At 33.6% G+C, this 18942-nt stretch carries 22 protein-coding genes and 1 pseudogene; 14 read left to right on the plus strand and 9 right to left on the minus strand.

Annotation, left to right across the window (positions count from 1 at the left end; all coding sequences use genetic code 11):
- The first annotated feature begins 176 nt into the window (after positions 1–176).
- The 5 genes from AAHM80_RS00390 (at position 177) to AAHM80_RS00410 (ending at position 3972) form a co-directional block, all read left to right on the plus strand.
- A complete protein-coding gene (locus tag AAHM80_RS00390) occupies positions 177–515 on the plus strand; it encodes a transposase (protein WP_342260481.1) in 339 nt (112 codons plus the stop codon).
- Positions 509–859 carry an IS66 family insertion sequence element accessory protein TnpB gene (gene tnpB, locus AAHM80_RS00395; protein ID WP_250311006.1) on the plus strand — a complete coding sequence of 117 codons (351 nt, stop codon included), beginning with the start codon at positions 509–511 and terminating at the stop codon, positions 857–859. Before AAHM80_RS00390 ends, tnpB begins: the two co-directional genes overlap by 7 nt.
- 88 nt (positions 860–947) lie before the next feature.
- Entirely contained in the window at positions 948–2492 is a 1545-nt protein-coding gene (tnpC, locus tag AAHM80_RS00400) for an IS66 family transposase (protein WP_342260482.1), read from the plus strand.
- 536 nt (positions 2493–3028) lie between these two features.
- Positions 3029–3406: an IS110 family transposase gene (locus tag AAHM80_RS00405; protein WP_342259682.1), complete on the plus strand. Its 378-nt coding sequence runs from the start codon at positions 3029–3031 to the stop codon at positions 3404–3406.
- Positions 3403–3972 carry a transposase gene (locus AAHM80_RS00410; RefSeq protein WP_342259683.1) on the plus strand — a complete coding sequence of 190 codons (570 nt, stop codon included), beginning with the start codon at positions 3403–3405 and terminating at the stop codon, positions 3970–3972. Before AAHM80_RS00405 ends, AAHM80_RS00410 begins: the two co-directional genes overlap by 4 nt.
- Here AAHM80_RS00410 and AAHM80_RS00415 read toward each other — a convergent pair.
- The 3 genes from AAHM80_RS00415 to pheS all read right to left on the minus strand — a co-directional run bounded on the left by AAHM80_RS00415 (position 3942) and on the right by pheS (position 7660).
- Positions 3942–4166: a hypothetical protein gene (locus AAHM80_RS00415; protein ID WP_342259949.1), complete on the minus strand. Its 225-nt coding sequence runs from the start codon at positions 4164–4166 to the stop codon at positions 3942–3944. The two genes, AAHM80_RS00410 and AAHM80_RS00415, sit on opposite strands and share 31 nt — an antisense overlap.
- 66 nt (positions 4167–4232) lie before the next feature.
- Entirely contained in the window at positions 4233–6614 is a 2382-nt protein-coding gene (gene pheT / locus AAHM80_RS00420; RefSeq protein WP_342259950.1) for a phenylalanine--tRNA ligase subunit beta, read from the minus strand.
- Positions 6611–7660 carry a phenylalanine--tRNA ligase subunit alpha gene (gene pheS / locus AAHM80_RS00425; RefSeq protein WP_342259951.1) on the minus strand — a complete coding sequence of 350 codons (1050 nt, stop codon included), beginning with the start codon at positions 7658–7660 and terminating at the stop codon, positions 6611–6613. Before pheS ends, pheT begins: the two co-directional genes overlap by 4 nt.
- A 232-nt stretch (positions 7661–7892) precedes the next feature.
- Between pheS and AAHM80_RS00430 the strand changes: the two genes are divergently transcribed.
- From AAHM80_RS00430 to AAHM80_RS00450, 5 genes are all read left to right on the plus strand, one after another.
- The gene (locus tag AAHM80_RS00430) at positions 7893–8981 is read left to right on the plus strand and encodes an LptF/LptG family permease (protein ID WP_341747837.1); all 1089 of its coding nucleotides are present in this window, start codon (positions 7893–7895) and stop codon (positions 8979–8981) included.
- A gap of 34 nt (positions 8982–9015) precedes the next feature.
- Positions 9016–10056, plus strand: coding sequence for a rod shape-determining protein (locus AAHM80_RS00435; protein WP_341751642.1), 1041 nt, complete (start codon positions 9016–9018; stop codon positions 10054–10056).
- Between the two features lie 3 nt (positions 10057–10059).
- Positions 10060–10896, plus strand: coding sequence for a rod shape-determining protein MreC (gene mreC / locus AAHM80_RS00440; RefSeq protein WP_341751643.1), 837 nt, complete (start codon positions 10060–10062; stop codon positions 10894–10896).
- Between the two features lie 176 nt (positions 10897–11072).
- Positions 11073–11879: a palindromic element RPE1 domain-containing protein gene (locus AAHM80_RS00445; protein WP_342259952.1), complete on the plus strand. Its 807-nt coding sequence runs from the start codon at positions 11073–11075 to the stop codon at positions 11877–11879.
- Positions 11872–12114 carry a palindromic element RPE1 domain-containing protein gene (locus AAHM80_RS00450; protein WP_341755518.1) on the plus strand — a complete coding sequence of 81 codons (243 nt, stop codon included), beginning with the start codon at positions 11872–11874 and terminating at the stop codon, positions 12112–12114. Before AAHM80_RS00445 ends, AAHM80_RS00450 begins: the two co-directional genes overlap by 8 nt.
- A 20-nt stretch (positions 12115–12134) precedes the next feature.
- Here AAHM80_RS00450 and AAHM80_RS00455 read toward each other — a convergent pair whose 3' ends face one another.
- The 4 genes from AAHM80_RS00455 to AAHM80_RS00470 all read right to left on the minus strand — a co-directional run bounded on the left by AAHM80_RS00455 (position 12135) and on the right by AAHM80_RS00470 (position 13602).
- Positions 12135–12281, minus strand: a complete 147-nt coding sequence (locus AAHM80_RS00455) for a hypothetical protein (protein WP_342259953.1) — start codon at positions 12279–12281, stop codon at positions 12135–12137.
- Positions 12282–12372: 91 nt separating this feature from the next.
- Positions 12373–12933, minus strand: a complete 561-nt coding sequence (locus AAHM80_RS00460; protein WP_342259405.1) for an IS630 family transposase — start codon at positions 12931–12933, stop codon at positions 12373–12375.
- Positions 12927–13427 carry a helix-turn-helix domain-containing protein gene (locus tag AAHM80_RS00465; protein ID WP_342259385.1) on the minus strand — a complete coding sequence of 167 codons (501 nt, stop codon included), beginning with the start codon at positions 13425–13427 and terminating at the stop codon, positions 12927–12929. Before AAHM80_RS00465 ends, AAHM80_RS00460 begins: the two co-directional genes overlap by 7 nt.
- Before the next feature lie 43 nt (positions 13428–13470).
- Positions 13471–13602, minus strand: coding sequence for a hypothetical protein (locus AAHM80_RS00470; protein WP_342259954.1), 132 nt, complete (start codon positions 13600–13602; stop codon positions 13471–13473).
- 121 nt (positions 13603–13723) lie between these two features.
- Here AAHM80_RS00470 and AAHM80_RS00475 point away from each other — a divergent pair, with 121 nt between their 5' ends.
- The 4 genes and pseudogenes from AAHM80_RS00475 to AAHM80_RS00490 form a co-directional block, all read left to right on the plus strand.
- Positions 13724–15343, plus strand: coding sequence for a tyrosine-type recombinase/integrase (locus tag AAHM80_RS00475; RefSeq protein ID WP_342259955.1), 1620 nt, complete (start codon positions 13724–13726; stop codon positions 15341–15343).
- Positions 15340–16284 carry a tyrosine-type recombinase/integrase gene (locus AAHM80_RS00480; protein WP_342259956.1) on the plus strand — a complete coding sequence of 315 codons (945 nt, stop codon included), beginning with the start codon at positions 15340–15342 and terminating at the stop codon, positions 16282–16284. The genes AAHM80_RS00475 and AAHM80_RS00480 overlap by 4 nt, the downstream gene beginning before the upstream one ends.
- Complete coding sequence (locus AAHM80_RS00485) at positions 16281–17291, plus strand: tyrosine-type recombinase/integrase (RefSeq protein ID WP_342259957.1); 1011 nt, start codon at positions 16281–16283, stop codon at positions 17289–17291. The genes AAHM80_RS00480 and AAHM80_RS00485 overlap by 4 nt, the downstream gene beginning before the upstream one ends.
- Before the next feature lie 119 nt (positions 17292–17410).
- Positions 17411–17782: pseudogene (locus AAHM80_RS00490) on the plus strand (transposase family protein); the annotation flags it as partial.
- Between the two features lie 55 nt (positions 17783–17837).
- Here the strand turns inward: AAHM80_RS00490 and AAHM80_RS00495 are convergent.
- Positions 17838–18407, minus strand: a complete 570-nt coding sequence (locus AAHM80_RS00495; protein WP_342259683.1) for a transposase — start codon at positions 18405–18407, stop codon at positions 17838–17840.
- Entirely contained in the window at positions 18404–18781 is a 378-nt protein-coding gene (locus AAHM80_RS00500; RefSeq protein WP_342259682.1) for an IS110 family transposase, read from the minus strand. The genes AAHM80_RS00495 and AAHM80_RS00500 overlap by 4 nt, the downstream gene beginning before the upstream one ends.
- Between the last annotated feature and the right edge of the window lie 161 nt (positions 18782–18942).

The following is an 18942-nucleotide window of genomic DNA, read 5'->3' on the forward strand; positions in this document are numbered from 1 at the left end:
TCCTGATAAGTTTGTCGTCAGAATTGGCTTTAATATAAGGAAAAATGCATTCTTAAAGCGGTTTTGCAAATGCATTTTAAACCTTTCTAAAGTAACCGTATGGCGAAGGCGGTCTATTAAAAAAGAAGGATTGCATTATTATTCTGTAGTATTAATAACGAAGGAATAATAGTGTGATGAATATTAAAAGAAAGACTATTACAGCAGAACAGAAGGCACAAATAATTAGTCAATCGTATGCAGTAGGATGTGTTGTATCACAACTTGCTAAGTCTTATGGGATTTCGGAAAAGACATTATATGGTTGGCGTAGTAGGGAGAAGTCGGCAAGAAGAAAAGAGGAAGCATCTAATAATTCAGGCAATAAATTTGTAGAATTAGCAGTACAGGAAACAGAGTATACAATATTAAAAAAAGCGGAATTAACCTTTAGTAATTTTTCTTTATCAATTGAAGGTAATGTTAGTAGTAGTAAATTATTAGAGATAGTTAAAATATTGGATAGATCATGCTAGATATAGGGTATGATAGCAAGATATATCTTTGTACCGGTTGTACTGACATGCGTAAGGGGATTAACGGTTTATCAATACTGGCACAATCAATATTGTCAGATCAATTTCACAAGAGTGCCTTATTTGTATTTAGGGGTAAAAAGGCTGACCGGATAAAAATATTGTGGTGGGACGGACAAGGTTTTTGTTTATATTACAAATGTCTTGATAGCGGTAAATTTATATGGCCTAAGGTTGACGAGAAGCAATCTGTTGGAATTACCAAAGCCCAGCTATCAATGTTGATAGAAGCTATTGACTGGCGAAATCCAAAATGGTTTAATAGACCTCAATATGCTGGATAAAAATTTGATGTAAAAGTATATATTATATATAACAGTTATGGTTTTTGATTTAAACAATTTACCTAGTGATATACCAGTGTTGCATAAGATGCTTGCGGCATTAAATAATAATATACAGTCACTAATTACAGAGAATCAATCGCTAACTACAGAAAACCAGTCATTAACCACTGAGAATCAATCATTAAGAGAACAGCTGGCATTACTAAAAGCAAAGCGTTATGGGAAATCATCAGAAAAGCTAGATAAACAAATAGAGGAGATTGAGCTTAAAATAGAAGAAAATGAGCTTATTTTAGGATTTAAAACTGAGCAAGATAATGTTAATTCTGATAAGAGTATAGCTACTGTCGATGATAGTAAGCAGAAGCCAAAACGACAAAAATTACCGGAGCATTTACCAAGAGAAGCTGTGGTATTAAAACCTGTTGATCAATGTCCTGCATGTGGTGGAGTGGAATTCCGTAAGATAAGTGATGATATCTCAGAAACATTAGAATATGTTCCATCATCATTTAAGGTGATACGGCATGTAAGGCCACGCTGTGCCTGCACCCACTGTGAGAAGATAGTACAAGCCTACGCACCGTCAAAAGCCATTGATAAAGGTAAGCCGGGGTCTGGGTTACTGGCACATATATTAATTCAGAAATATTGCAATCATCTACCACTATATCGTCAGTCGCAAATTTACGAGAGAGAAGGAGTGGAGATTTCGAGGACAACAATGGCGAGTTGGGCGGGTCAGTGTGCTAGATTGCTAGAGCCAATAGCCAAAGCAATTCAACAATGTATCTTTTCGGGTAAACAGATACATGGTGATGATACACCTGTGAGGGTTCTAGCTCCTGGGATTGGTAAAACCAAGATCGGTAGAATATGGACCTATGTATCAGATGGTAGACCTCATGGGGATCAGTCTCCAGTTGCAGTTTGCTATTTTTATAGCCCTGATCGGAAAGGGACAAGACCGCTTGAGCATCTCAAAGATTTTACAGGAGTGCTGCATGCTGACGCTTATGCTGGTTATAACCAACTATATATCGATGATGAAAAATCAGCTGCTAAGATAAAGGAAGCAGCATGTTGGGCTCATGTACGCCGTAAGTTTTACGAAGTAACAATAGCAAATGATAAAGCCAATATTGCTATTGCTATATTGGAGCAGATTGGTAAAATTTATGGCATTGAAGATGACATAAGAGGATTAGAAGCTGATAAGAGGCTAGAGGAACGACAGAAAAAATCTAAAGTACTGGTGGAAAAATTGTTTGCAGGTTTTAGGAAAGCATATGATCAACTGCCTAAAAAAAGCAGTACGGCAAAAGCTATTTCTTATGCTTTAAACAATCAGAACGCACTGATGAAATTTTTGGATAATGGTAAAATAGAAATTGACAACAACGCTGCAGAGCGTGCAATGAGATCAATTGCCATAGGACGAAAAAATTGGCTTTTTGCTGGATCAGACAATGGTGGTCATACTGCCGCTATTATCTATTCCATTATCGAAACTGCTAAATTAAATAACATCAATCCTTGGAAATATCTGCAAAAAGTGCTTGCAACAATTCAGGATTATAAAGCCAATAAAATTGCAGACCTCCTCCCTTGGAATATTATACTAGAATAAATAATATTTCTAGACCACCTTTACCATACGCTTACGTCTCAAATCTGATTGTTTCGATAATTTTACCGAATTTGGGATAAGAATTGACAAATTCTTATCCCGAATTCGCGTAATTCAGGAGGATTGGGTAGCAGGAGTGGTGGAGTGAGTATCACAACTGTTGAAAGTTAAAAAATCGTCTATTAGCGAAGTGCTGTTGTAAGGCTTAAACCGTCATTGCGAGGAGTCGCTGCAAGCGGCGACGTGGCAATCTTGTGAAGGAGGTCTTGACTATCATGAAGATTGCCACAGTGCCTAACGGCGTTTAGGACGATTTTTTAACTTCCAACAGTTGTGCCTTCGTGGAAACATCGAGAATAGACCTTATATCTTAAGAATGTGTTATAAGTAATTAAAGAGGGTGACTTGAATAGACCTTGACTAAAATAGTCGCTAAGAGAATAAGTACCCTCTTTTTGGTAGTTTACCTTGAACAAATTGCAGAAGGTGGTCTTAAAAAGAGCAGCCTTGCACAATAAGAAGAAGGAGATTATATCATGAATAAAATAATAGGTCTAGACGTAAGTAAAAACTGGCTTGATATATGTGTATATAATACAAGAGATAAACCTAAATATCATCGTTTTGCCAATGATGCAGCTGGTCATGAAGAGATGATTAAATTAGCAAAAGAGCAAGAGATTAAGCTAATAATATGTGAACCTACTGGAGGATACGAAGCTGAGATTTGTCAAAAGCTGGATAATAATAACCAACAAATACATAAGGTCAATACATATAGTTTTAATTCTTTTAGTAAATCGGTGAATTTGTGTAAAACTGATAGGAAGGATGCATTTAAATTAGCATATTATGCGGATAAGATGCAGCTTTCAGCGAATTATATATATCAAGTTGAATCACAGAGACTTTGAAGAGATGTCAACAAAGACGAGAAGATTTAGTATTAATGCTTAGCAATGAAAAGAAAAGACTACATCATAGCATTGATGGTATTGATAAAGAGAGTATAGAAAAGCTCATTAAATTTTTACAGAATGAAATAGCTGAGCTTGATAAAAAGTTAAACAAAACAATAGATGAGTCAGAAGAGTTAAAAGAGAAGGTAAAAATATTAGAGACTGTACCTGGTATTGGTAAATGTTTAGCTACAAAACTAATTAGTTTTGTACCTGAATTAGGGGATAAAAATTATAGTAGCAATGAATTGTCATCAATTGTTGGTATAGCTCCATATGCTCGTGATAGTGGTAATAAGCAAGGACGAAGATTTATTCGAGGAGGCAGGAAAATACCTAGAGATGCTTTATACATGGCAGTATTAGCTGGTAAGAATGGTTTCCAATATTTAAAAATTTTATATGATAGGCTTGTTAATAATTTTAAACCTAAGAAAGTTGCGATAGTTGCTTGTATGCGTAAGTTACTTGAAGTGTGCCATAAACTTATTCAACAAAAACGTGTTTTTGTTATTAAATAATATTTATCTATTTTTATAAAATTTAGATAAAAGATAATTGCTCTTTCGAAACTCGCTTGTGCTGAGGGATTTGAAGGAGACGCTTCACCTCGAACCGCAGCGTACTCTAATTCCGTTACGGATTCGAGTGCCGCATCATTGTCCAAATCACCAGCAGAAGTAGAGTTTCGAAAGAAGTCTAATGTTAAATCCATGTCTCATATCGATACTTAGGTTACTTTAGCATTTTTTGGATATATATTTAGTCTGAAAGTAGGAGTTTATTCTCTTAACTTACCTTGGAATTTCTCATGAACAATTGTAACAATTTCTTGACTTAATAAATTTAGGTCTGCTTCATTTAACGTCCGATCATCTGCTTGAAATTGCACCTTAATTGCCACTGATTTTTTACCGGAAGGCAGTTTATCTCCCGAATAAATATCAAATAGATCAACAGACTTTATCATTTTTTTATTAGAATTCTTGATATAAGCAATTATCTTGCTAACCGGCTGCTCTAGATCAACTACAAAAGCATAGTCTCTAAAGGTTGGCTGGAAGTCAGAAACAATAAACTCGTCTCTTTTAGCAAATTTTGCTTTAGCAAATGGTATATTGGCAATATCTATTTCAAAGGCAAATATCTGACAGTCAATATCAAAATGTTTTAATATAGAGGGATGAATTTGCCCAAAATAGGCTATAACATTTTTACCAAGTTTTATAAGGGCTGATTTTGTCGGATGGTAATAAGGTAAATCAATAGGAGCAAATTGACACTTATCAATCGGTAGACCTACATAATTTAAAACATTTTCTAAGTCAGATTTAATATCAAAAACATCTACTAAGCGAGCTGCAGAATGACAATCTTTTTCATTATATAGCCCACATCTTACTGCAGAAGCAAAAATTAATTCTCCATCTGATGTACAAGAGTTAAAGATTGGTCCTATTTCCATCAAGGCAATTTCTCTAATTGATCTTGCTAAGTTTTTTTGAACTAATTTAAGTAAATTTGCAATGAGGCTAGGTCGCATATAATTATTATCAACATTAATAGGATTTAGCAAAAATAACTCCTCTTTTATTGAAGCAAATAATTTTGCAACGTTACTATCCATGAATGAGTTTGTTACAACTTCATCATACCCATAACTGGCTAAAATTCTTTTAATATCAGAAATTCTTCGTTGCTCTTTAGGTATAATCCTTGTTAGTTGCATTTCTGGTAATTTAATCGGCTCTAATTTGTCATAGCCGTAAATACGAACAATTTCTTCAACAATATCTTCTTTAATTGTGAGGTCATGTCGCCAAGATGGTATGGTAAGTTTGAGAGTATCGCCTATATCTACTATAATAAAGCCAAGATTTTTTAAAATGTTACAAATCTCTGTTTTGCTTAAGTTTAGACCGGTTATTTTAGCTAGACAATTTATAGGGAAGTCCAAGGATTTTTGTACAAAAGCAAACCCTTCATTATACACTATATCAGAAATTTCACCTCCACAAATAGCTAAAATCATTTTACTTGCAATATTTAAGGCTTTTAAGGTAAATGCCTGATCAATATTACGTTCAAAACGATATCTAGAATCAGTATCAATCTGTAGAGATCTCCCCGTTTTAGTAATATATTTAGCAGAAAAACACGCCGCTTCTAGCAAAATATTTTGCGTCCCAAGCTCACTTTTACTACTATCACCTCCTATAATACCAGCAAGAGTAAGTACTTGCCTATCATCTTGAATTACCAAAGATTCTTCATCTAAATCATATTCTTTGCCATTTAAAGCTAGAAATTTAGTTTTCTCTTTAAGTAGTGTAATTTGCAGCTTATCTGATAATTTACTTCTATCGTAAGCATGCATTGGTTGCCCGAAACTATACGATATATAGTTAGTGACGTCCACTAGGGCTGAAACCGGTTTTAGCCCAATATTTTGCAATAATTGCTTTAACCAATCAGGGCTTGTCTTGTTTTGTAAATTTCTTATTTCCCGAAAGTAGAATAATGGGCATGCTTCTTTATTCTCTACCTGCAAGGTTAATGTAGATTCAAATTCTCCAGCAATTGATGGCACTTCTAATTCTTTAAGCGTACCAATACCCTTGCTAGCTAGGTCTCTAGCTATACCATAGACGCCAAGAGCATCGCCACGATTTGGGGTAACGTTAATGTCAAAAACTGGGTCATCATACCCATAATATTGTATAAATGGTTCTCCTATTTTAGCATCGGGCATCAGTTCTATTATACCATCAGAATTAGTACCCACTAATAGTTCTGCTTCAGAACATAACATTCCGCAACTTTTTTCCCCTCGTATTACCGACTCTTTAATTTTAAATTTACCATTAGGGATTTCACAACCTATTTTTGCCAGTACTACTTTAATATTCTCCCTAGCATTACTTGCTCCACAAACTATTTGTAAAATTTCCTCATTAGTTTGGACTTGACATATCTTAAGTTTATCCGCCGATGGATGGGGTTTAGTAGATAATATGTGAGCTACTTCAAAATCTTTTAGCTCCGTCCTTCTATCTACTATTTCTTCCACTTCTAGACCAAGCATGGTCAAACAGTCAGCAATATCTGCAACAGTACTCTCAGTATCTAAGAATTTTTTTAACCATGATAGAGTAAATTTCATCTTGTTAATCCTCCAGCTAGAGTTGGCAAGTCAAAAGCAGAGAAGTTATAGTGTTTTAACCATCTTATATCTCCTTCAAAAAATTGCCTGAGATCCTTGATACCATATTTTAACATAGCAAAACGCTCAACACCTAGACCAAAGGCAAACCCTTGATAGAGATCACTATCTATATTAACATTTTTAAGAACATTTGGATGAACCATACCACAACCAAGCACCTCAAGCCATTTATTGCTACCCTGCATCTTAATATCCACTTCTGCCGATGGCTCGGTAAACGGAAAAAAACTTGGTCTAAAACGTATGTCAATATTTGTTTGTTCAAAAAAATCCTTGATAAATTCCGTGATAACATATTTTAAATGCCCCATATTGATATTTTCATCGATCACTAAACCCTCAATCTGATGGAACATTGGTGTATGTGTCATATCGGAATCAGACCTATAAGTTCTACCAGGAGCAATAAATCTAAAAGGCGGTTTACCATTTTGCATCGTCCTGATTTGTATGGGTGAAGTATGAGTACGTAACAATAGGGGGTGTTCTGCCTCTTTTGCCTTTAGATAGAAAGTATCGTGCATCTGCCTTGCTGGGTGATCTTCATAAAAATTTAGGGCAGTGAAATTATACCAATCGTTCTCAATAGTTGGACCATCCTTAATGGTTAGCCCAAATTTTGTAAATACTTGAATTAATTCTTCAGTAGCTTGGGTAATGGGGTGTATGCTCCCCTTCTTATACTGCCGAGCTGGAATTGTTAAATCTGTCTTTTCTTCAGCAAATCGTTTATTTAATTCAATTTCCTTCAAGGCTGCTTGTTTTGCTTCTAGCAAATTACTAATCTGTTCTTTAAGCAGATTAACTGCCTCGCCTAACTTTTTACGATCATTTTGCTCAAGACTACCAAGCTTTCTCATTTCTTGGTTAAGTAAGCTTTGTTTCCCAAGAAACTCCACCCTAATTTGTTGCAACTCTGATAGAGCTTGAGTTGATTCTATTCTGCTTTGTACAGATTTTAATATTTGGTTTAGATGATTCATAACAAGTTAATAATAATATCGAGCCATAAATATTAGACTATATTTTATTATATCTCTAGATTAATTAGAAGCAAATGTCAATAACATGTTATTGACAATGACTTAGAAAAAACTTGATTATCGAGTATTATTACTGATATAGTTATTATATTAGTAGTAGTGTTTTATAATAGTTTTTATTTCACTTTTGGTTGTAAAATCATCCACTACGGTCACCAATTTTTATTTTAAAATGATTAATTTTAAAACTCTTTCAATTTACCTACTCAGGCTATATTGTAGCTATTTCATCGGTATATTGCTTCTGCTTATCGGGGTTTTAATTCTTTCAAATATCTTTGACCTTTTGCAAAAATTTAAAGCTGTATATATCCCAACACATTTTTTTTGGAAACTTGTATTATATAAAATACCTTATTTAGTTAATGAAGTAGCTTCTCTTCTTAGCTTCATTGCGATGTTATTTTTTCTAAAAAGACTAACTAAACATAACGAACTAATAACTATTTTATGCAATGGTATCCATATTTGGAGGGTTATTGCTGTTCCAGTTTTTGCAACGGTGATTTTTGGTATAATACTAATAACTATATGCAACCCTATTGGTACATTTGGTTTACAAAAATATGAATCTTTAGAAGCAAAATTGAGTAAAAAGACATCTAATAATTTGATAATATCAAAATCTGGTTTACTATTTTTTGAGAATTATCAAGGCAATAAAAGAATTATTCAGGCTGGGTCTATTGATGTAGTGAACAATAAGTTAAATAAGATTATTATATTATTTTTAGATGACAAAAATAATTTCTTAAAAAGAATTGATGGGGAATATGCTATTTTAGTTGATAATAATTTAAAACTAACTTCTGTAAAAATTTCGGATAACTATAATGTCAAACAATATGAGCATTTTACCGTTCCAACAAATTTATCAATAAGTAACTTACTAAATAGTTTTATAAATCCTGAGATGATTGCTATTTGGGATTTACCAGATACAATTAAACATTTAGTAGAATTTGGTTTGCCAATAACTAACTATCAAATTTATTTCTATAAACAATTATTTAAGCCTATAATTATGGCTACCACAGTGATTTTAGCAGCCTGCTTTTTTAGTCTCAAGCAACGTGATAATTCTCAAGAAAAAATCTTAGTAATTGGCTTATTTCTAGGTTTTATTATTTATTTCCTATTAGAGATTTTGTTTAAAATACTCGCATATAATGCAACCCCCCCTTTCTTAGCTATTTTATTGCCAAATATATGTATATTATTTTTCAGTAATTTTGTTATTATGCATTCTCAAGAAACCTGATGCGTTAAAATGATTTGATTTTGGAGAAATAAAAATGCTAACAAACTTTTTCAGGAAATTTGTATGTGATATGGCCATAGATCTTGGTACGGCTAATACTTTAGTGTATGTCAAAGGCAAAGGAATCGTACTTAACGAACCTTCTGTAGTTGCATTGATTAAAGTGGACGGAGCATTTAAGCCATACGCATTTGGTCAGGAAGCAAAAAATATGTTAGGACGTACCCCAACAGACATTGAAGCAAAAAGACCACTAAAAGATGGTGTTATAGCCGACTTTAAGGGAGCTGAAGAAATGATAAAATATTTCATCAGAACAGTACATAATCGTAGATCATTTACTGGTCCAATGATTATAATTTGTGTACCCTCAGGTTCTACACCAGTTGAGCGTAGGGCTATTCAAGAAGCAGCAGAGAGTGCAGGAGGTAGAGATGTATACCTTATAGAAGAACCTATGGCAGCAGCAATTGGTGCCGGCTTACCAGTAACAGAAGCAACTGGTTCAATGATTGTTGATGTAGGTGGAGGGACAACAGAAGTAGCCGTCCTATCATTAGGTGGTATTGTGTATGCTAGATCAGTACGGGTAGGTGGCGATAAAATGGATGAGTCTATTATTTCTTATATTAGAAGGCATTATAATTTACTAATCGGCGAAGCTACAGCAGAAAAAATCAAAAAGCAGATTGGAGCTGCTTACGTAGATGATAGTTTAGAACCAAGAGTAATGGAAATTAAAGGACGAGATTTAATCCATGGTATCCCTAAAGAAATGCTACTAAACGAAAGACAAATTGCTGACAGTCTAATTGAACCAATTAGTCAAATTGTAGAAGCAGTAAAAGTGGCGTTGGAATGCACTCCTCCAGAGCTTTCATCCGATATTGTAGATACAGGAATTGTTATGACTGGTGGTGGGGCATTACTCCGAAACTTAGATCATGTCCTAAAAGAAGCAACTAAACTGCCGGTAATTATTGCTGATCAAGCACTATCATGCGTAGCTCTTGGTACGGGAAAAGTACTAGAAGATTTTCAAAAATTTAAGCATGTGTTATTTAAACAAGATTAACCAATGGCATTACTTGCAAACAGAATAAAGCGTTCTAGTAAAATGGTAGAGTTTGCTAGATTTATACTTGTTACTTTGAGACGTGTTTTCGTTTTATTTTTTGTTATCGCCTCACTTTACTTATTTCTTGCTGCTCCAAAAAGATTTTCTTCCATTTCTCTTGAAGTCGTTGGACATGTTATTTTTGGTGGATTGCTAATTCATGAAAACATATTTAAGCAAATTAATTTAATAACCCAAAATTTTATTTATTTACGAGACTTAGCAAGAGAAAATATCGAACTACAATTAGAAGTGGCAAGACTAAGAAAGTTACAGAGTAATATATATTTGATCCAATCTGAGAATAAAGAACTAAAAAAACTACTATCAGTTGTAGAAGAAGAACAATATAACTATGTCAGTGCTAAATTACTAAGTGTTTCATTAAACCCCTTCAGTAAAACTGCTTTAGTGTCAGCTGGAGTAAGACATGGTGTGGAAGTTGATCAGATAGTTACCAACAGTGAAGGATTAGTTGGGCGAGTAATACAAGTAAGCAACAATTACTCTAAAATAATTTTAGTTAATGACGTAAACTCTCGAATTCCGATCACTACCGTATCTTCAAAAGAGAAAGGTATCATGAGTGGTTATGGTAATGGTAGCAAAATACTCTATTTACCAAAAACTCATCTTGTCCAAAAAGGCGAAAAAGTTATAACATCTGGTTATGGTAATATTTACCCTTATGGCATAACGGTAGGTTACGTAAAAAAAGCAAATGCAGAAAAGGTTCTTGTAAAGCCTGTAGTTGACTTATCAAAAACTGAGTTTGTCAGTATATTGCTTCCTCAATGAATCTAATAATTGGCTTTTATACTGCTATGATTTCAAGAGTTGATAGACCGAAGAGGTCAATTTCAAGAAGAGCTATGCAGTAGCAAAGTCGAGCAGCTAGGCGTACATGAGTAACGGAGCAGCTGAAATCTTTAGACACAACGACCTTAATTCTTGAAGTTCTACCTGAGTATATTATGTTTGGACAAAATCCTAAAAGACCAGCAATATTTAATGATGGAACTAATCTAGAAATCAAAAGTATTTTTAAGACTATTCAGGGAGAAGGGCCTTTTGTAGGTATGCCTGCTATTTTTATTAGGCTTGGCGGATGCAATCTTGCTTGTAATTTCTGCGATACCGACTTTGAAGATTTTAATATATTAACTATTAACAATATTATCGAAGAAGTTGAAAAACTGGCAATTAATAGACCTCTTGCAGAATTCGCTTCTGCTAGGGAATTTGCAGGAGTCATGGAATCTCAATCCCCAGCGTATTTAGATCTACGTGAGGGGCAGAGTACCGGTAGCACGCACAAATTACCAGCAAAAGTAGAATTATGCAAGATATCTAATATCAAATTAGTGGTTATAACTGGTGGTGAGCCTTTTCGTCAACCTATAGAATTATTGTGCTACAAATTATTAGATTTGGATTATATAGTGCAAATTGAAACTAATGGCACATTATATCGTGATCTTCCAGATAAAGTCCATATAGTTTGCTCACCAAAAGCTGGGAAAAATGGTTATGCACTATTGAGAGATGACTTACTATCTTATATTAATGCCCTAAAATTTTTGGTGGCTAAAAATATACCCAAATACTCTAACATACCAGAAGTAGGACAAAGCAAGTATAATATACCAGTATTTATTCAGCCTATGGATCAAAATAATCTGTTGCTAAATAAAGAAAATGAACGGTTAGCTATTGATTTGACCATTAAGTATGGTCATCGCCTTTTCTTACAAACTCATAAGATTTTGGGTATTGAGTGATTATATATTAGATATCTTTGACAAACTCGCTTATGCTGAAGAATTTAAAGAAGCCACGGAATCTCAACCCGCAGCGGACGATGATGTACGTGAGGAGCAGAGTACCGGTAGCACGAATAAATTACCAGCAGAAGTAGCAGCCAAGAATATAACAGCTGATAACCAACTAAGTAGAATAGTTAGGTTCAAACATACGGAGTTTATGGGCATAAAGTTGATATCCGCTTCCTCTTGATTAATAACATTCATAATTTACTAATGCTTTTTTATTTCTACTGCTTTTTGGTCATATCGATTTTTTGCTTGTAGGACTATTTCCTGAATTTTTTTCTCAAAGACCTTAATAGGTGGCAATTCAGTCCAATATTCTGCTACATGTATGCCACTTGCTGATACATCCAAAAGCTCAATTTGAGCATGTGATTTTTCAGTGCAGAGAATAATGCCAATTGGCGGGTTTTCTCCTTCAAAGGTCTCATACCAATTGCAATAATTAACACGGTGTATTTATCCAGTCTCTATACATAATTGATTTTACTAAATCTACATTATGAGCAAATTGATTCCAAGCGTAACAAGCCATAGTGACGATATCTTCATATACACCATAACATTGGTTAGACAAGAAATGATTTTTGATCCATGCCCAAACTTGTTCCATTGCATTAAGTTCCGGTGCATAGGGCGGAAGCGGTATCAAAGTGATATTGCTTGGCACAGTTAGTTTTTTGGCTGTGTGCCAACCTGCATTATCCGTTAGTAAAGCTATATGTCGGTTGCCTTGAATACTGCGAGAAAGGTCTTCTAAGAATTTATTCATTGCCTGTGTATTTGCATATGGTAAAATTAATGCAAAAGCTTCTCCTGTATCATGGCAAGCAGCTCCATAAATATATGTTGAAATGAATTGCTGTTGCCGAACTTTACGGGGTCTAGTGCCACGCTTAGCCCATATACGAGTTAAGCTACCTTGTTGCCCAACTCGAGTTTCATCCTGAGACCATATATCAACTTTACATCTATCGATATTTTTTGGTAATAATTCTGTTAGCATGTCTGGGAAGTTTTTTTATATGTATTTTGAGTCTCTTGATTTGACTTTGGATGCATTGAACGAGAAGTAATCCAGCTAAAACCAAGGCGGTGCATAGTATTGTAGACTGTTTTTAAAGTACATTTAGCACCATATTCCTCAAGTAACATGATATGTAGCTCCTTTCCAGTTATATACCCACCAGTTTTACTTTCACTGAGCGTATTGATTTTATCAAAAAGAGCAGACTCTTGTATAGTGTTAATCTTCCTAGGGGCACCGCTTCTTTGTGATTCAAATAATCCTTCAAAACCATGATTCCTAAATCTTCTGAGCCATGATTGCACAGTTTTCCAGTGTGACTTCACTATTTCAGATATGGCTTTAAAAGATTTGCCTAATTGAAGGTAATACATCGCCAATAAACGTATACGATTTCGACCATGCGGCTCATGTTTCATCATTTTTATAAAATCATGACCATGAAAACCTTGCGGTAATATTAACCTAGCCATTTGAGTACCTTTATCAGTTAAAAACCCATTTTACACCACTGCGTTAATTATTGCAATTGGTATCATACTTCTTAAGCCAATTTATATAAAGCTCCATTTGCCCTTTATATTCTGCCTTAAATTTGCCAGTTTTGAGTTCATATGTTGTGTAGTTAGTTATGTGGTGTAAAATCATAATTTTCTTATTTTTTAGTTTTTCTACTTCTTTTTAAATCAACATAATATTATCATGATTTAATCTATACTGGCACTAATTGTTTATAATTATATCAATAAGGCAGGCGGGAGGTAATAGTATGTTTAATAAAATATTTAAAAAAGCTTCTACAATTAGAAAGCATATTAATGCACCATTGTTAGAGGAACGACTACAATACCTACAATATTGGGATACATTAGGTAGGTCTCGAAGTACTATACAATCAACAGCACAATATCTTTTGAGAATTATTGATTATCTTAACTTAGAAACTAACGATGTAGTTGTTAGCAGAAAGAAGATTGAACTGGCTGCAAATGTTTGGGCTTGCTATCAATATAATCACCCTCAGAAAAAAGTGGCTTTTTCAAAACATGGAAAGGAACGTTTTATTTGGTATGCAACAGACTGGCTCAGAAAGTTAAATCGTTTAGAACTGCTACCCGAAGAAACAATTCCTCTATTTAATAAAATATTTGAACGGCACAATGCTTTGCAACGTCACGCAAGTATGCCGTTAGTAGAGGAACGTTTACGATACTTACAATACTGGGATGATAATGGAGCAGTAAAAAGTAGCCTGCGAAATATTGCCCAGTATCTGTTAGTCATTATAAACTATCTCAGTTTTTATGAACTAAGAACAGTGTCATTAATCGAAATTGAGAAAGTTGCAGAAGAATGGGCAAAAGATAGTAGAAACTCTAAAAGAAAAGGCAATTATTCAAAATTTGCAAAAGCACGGTTTATTCTCTTTGCTTCAAACTTGTTTAAAATGCTTGGTTGTCTTAAACAAGAACCCAAGTCTCCTTTCCCCTTTGAAGAATACTTAAATCTTTATATTGTTTACATGCGTCATGAACAAGGACTATCTGAAAATACGATTAAAAATAGATTTTACCAACTTCAAGATTTTCTTATAAAGATTAACGAAAAAAGGAAAAATTTGATACAACTTACACCATCCATTATAGATGAAGCTTTAACAATAAAATATAATGTAAACGGTTATTCTAGACGAAGTATTCAGTCTTATGCATCAGTGATTCGAAGCTTCTTAAAATATGCTGAAAATCAAGCTTGGTGTCAAAGCGGTATAGCTAATTCAATCAAAATACCACGTGTATACCGGCACGAATCACTACCTTACTCTCCAAGCTGGGATGATGTAAAAAAACTTCTAGCTAACAGCAAATCTGATCATTCTATTGATATTAGAGATTATACAATCTTAATGCTGCTTTCTGTATATGGTATGAGATGTAGTGAAGTTATTAATTTACAGTTAGAAGATCTTGATTGGGAGAATGAGCTACTTTATTTAAGACAAGCAAAGCGATCAAAGCCACAAATCTTTCCTCTCTCCAAAATTGTGGGGAGTGCAATATTACGTTACTTACAAGAGGTAAGACCGAATAACTGTTTGCTGAGAACAATATTCTTATGCATGCGGTCACCATATCGACCTTTAAAAGCTGCAGCTGTTTATCAGCTTGTTAGTAGGAGACTAAGACCGCTTGATCTAAAAATTAAACATCATGGTCCTCATGCTTTACGCCATGCTTGTGCAACTCATTTAATCAATGAGGGCGTATCACTTAAAGAAATAAGTGATCATCTTGGGCATAAGGGATTAGAAACTACACGAATTTATACTAAGGTTGATCTTGTAAATTTGTATAAGGTTGCTGAATTTGATTTAGGAGATTTATTATGAAACTCGAACAACTTATTACTGAATATATCAATTATAGGAAATCACTAGGTGAGAAGTTTAAAACAAATGAAAAATATCTAAAAGCTTTTTGTAAATCGATAGAACCATCAATAAATATTGATTCTATTTCTGAAGATATGGTCAATAACTTTCTTTATAGTAGTTTACAGGTAATAACGTCAGGATGGTTTATTAAACATACTGCATTACTTGGGTTTTATCGATATGCATTAACACGTAACTATATTACTAAAATACCTTTACCACACACTTTGCCTAAGCGACCGCAATCTTTCGTACCTTACATTTATTCCAAAGAGGAGTTAAAACGTTTGTTTGATACGGCACTGACCTATCAAAAAAATAAAAGTTATGTAGAACCCTATCTAGTTCGTACTATTCTAATACTTACTTACGCACTAGGTCTGCGTATTCATGAAACGCTCTCGATCAAGCTAGAAGATATTGACATGACGCATCATGTTATAACAATCAGAGAAACAAAATTTTATAAAAGCCGTTTAGTACCATTTAGCACACAGTTAACGTCTGTTATTGTAGAATATTTAGATTGGAGAACGCACCAAAAATGCTTTCAAGATGCCAATACTTTTGCATTTATAGGAAAAAATAACCATCCTTTTAATATAGAAACCATGCGAGGTATCTTTGTAAGGATACGTAAGAAAGCTAACATAAAGCGAGTAGATAATGCAAATTATCAACCAAGAATGCATGATCTGAGACATACCTTTGCTGTTAATAGATTAACTAGTTGGTATAAGGAAAATAAGAATGTACAACAACTTCTGCCAATACTCTCAACCTATCTAGGGCATACTTATCTTGCTCATACGACAATCTATCTGACTATGACAGATGATCTTCTTCAAGAAGCAAGTATGCGTTTTGAACAATACGCAACAGGAGGACAAATATGAAAAATACTAACTATTTAAGCTCATGGATAAAACGATTCCTATTGGAATATTTAATTAATATAAGGAATTTATCAAAAAATACGCAACAAGGTTATCGTGATACCTTTAAATTATTATTACCATTTATAGCTAACAAGGTCAAAAAATCAATTGACCAATTACTAGTTGATGACATGAGTTCTGATACTATTAGGACTGGTCTTTTACATTTAGAAAATAATCGTCATTGTTCATTATCTACATGTAATCAACGATTGGCAGCAATTCATGCTTTTGCAAAGTTTGTTGGATTTAATAGTCCGGAACATGTAGAATGGTGTCGACAAATACAAATTATCCCATTTAAGAAAGCAGAACATTCTTTGATAACTTATCTTAACAAGTCTGAGATGGATGCATTACTGAATGCACCAAATAAGTATACTGATCAAGGTAAACGAGACTATGCTTTATTATTATTTCTTTATAATACGGGGGTACGTGCTGATGAAGCTACACAGCTAACAATAGCTGATTTAAATATGGCACATGCTAAAAAAAGAGATTTATCTACAGTAGTAATTAGAGGTAAGGGTAACAAATTAAGACGTTGTCCACTATGGCAACAAACAACTAATGAATTATGTGTATTAATATTGAATCGAGAGCAGAATGAGCATGTATTTTTAAATAGATGTAAACAACCTTTAACAAGGTTTGGCCTTCATACTATGGTTAAACGCTATGTTAAAAAAATTAGCAAACAACTACCATCTTTAGAAAGAAAGCGAGTTAGTCCTCATACCATACGTCATACAACCGCTACCCATTTGTTGCATGCTGGTGTAGATATCAATACAATCAGAGCTTGGCTTGGACATGTATCTATCAATACAACTAATATTTATGCAGAGGTGGATTTAGAAATGAAGGCTAGAGCATTAGCTTGTTGCAAAATTATAGAAGACAAACAACCAACACATTGGCGTAACAATAAAAACCTAATGAGTTTTTTGAATGCTATTTAATGCATCTAAAAATTAAACATGGTGTTGGGCATAGGCATTAATTATGTTATTTTTATATTAATAAAATTGGCTAAGAATAGTAAATAATGACTAGACACCACATAACTAACTACACAACATATGATAAGAAAACGCACCAAGTAATATGTACAAATTTTTCTAACGGTAAGAAACATGACTTTAGATTATTTAAGGAATCCAAAATTTTTATCCATCCTAAGGTTAAAGCGATTACTGATACAGGATATCAAGGTATACAAAAAATTCACAATAATTCTGAATTACCAAAGAAAAAAAGCAAGAAAAATCCTTTAACTAAAAATGATAAAAAGAATAATCGTAGGTTAGCAGGAGAAAGAGTTGTGAATGAAAACGTTATTGGTATGCTAAAACGGTTCAAAATTATTGCTGACAAATATCGAAATAGACGTAAAAGATTCGGTCTTAGATTTAATTTGATCTCTGGCATTTATAATTTTGAATTACGTTAACCAGTTTCGAAAGAGCAATTATCTTTTATCTAAATTTTATAAAAATAGATAAATATTATTTAATAACAAAAACACGTTTTTGTTGAATAAGTTTATGGCACACTTCAAGTAACTTACGCATACAAGCAACTATCGCAACTTTCTTAGGTTTAAAATTATTAACAAGCCTATCATATAAAATTTTTAAATATTGGAAACCATTCTTACCAGCTAATACTGCCATGTATAAAGCATCTCTAGGTATTTTCCTGCCTCCTCGAATAAATCTTCGTCCTTGCTTATTACCACTATCACGAGCATATGGAGCTATACCAACAATTGATGACAATTCATTGCTACTATAATTTTTATCCCCTAATTCAGGTACAAAACTAATTAGTTTTGTAGCTAAACATTTACCAATACCAGGTACAGTCTCTAATATTTTTACCTTCTCTTTTAACTCTTCTGACTCATCTATTGTTTTGTTTAACTTTTTATCAAGCTCAGCTATTTCATTCTGTAAAAATTTAATGAGCTTTTCTATACTCTCTTTATCAATACCATCAATGCTATGATGTAGTCTTTTCTTTTCATTGCTAAGCATTAATACTAAATCTTCTCGTCTTTGTTGACATCTCTTCAAAGTCTCTGTGATTCAACTTGATATATATAATTCGCTGAAAGCTGCATCTTATCCGCATAATATGCTAATTTAAATGCATCCTTCCTATCAGTTTTACACAAATTCACCGATTTACTAAAAGAATTAAAACTATATGTATTGACCTTATGTATTTGTTGGTTATTATTATCCAGCTTTTGACAAATCTCAGCTTCGTATCCTCCAGTAGGTTCACATATTATTAGCTTAATCTCTTGCTCTTTTGCTAATTTAATCATCTCTTCATGACCAGCTGCATCATTGGCAAAACGATGATATTTAGGTTTATCTCTTGTATTATATACACATATATCAAGCCAGTTTTTACTTACGTCTAGACCTATTATTTTATTCATGATATAATCTCCTTCTTCTTATTGTGCAAGGCTGCTCTTTTTAAGACCACCTTCTGCAATTTGTTCAAGGTAAACTACCAAAAAGAGGGTACTTATTCTCTTAGCGACTATTTTAGTCAAGGTCTATTCAAGTCACCCTCTTTAATTACTTATAACACATT

Origin of the sequence: Candidatus Tisiphia endosymbiont of Metellina segmentata (assembly GCF_964030715.1) — a bacterium.
GTDB lineage: Bacteria > Pseudomonadota > Alphaproteobacteria > Rickettsiales > Rickettsiaceae > Tisiphia.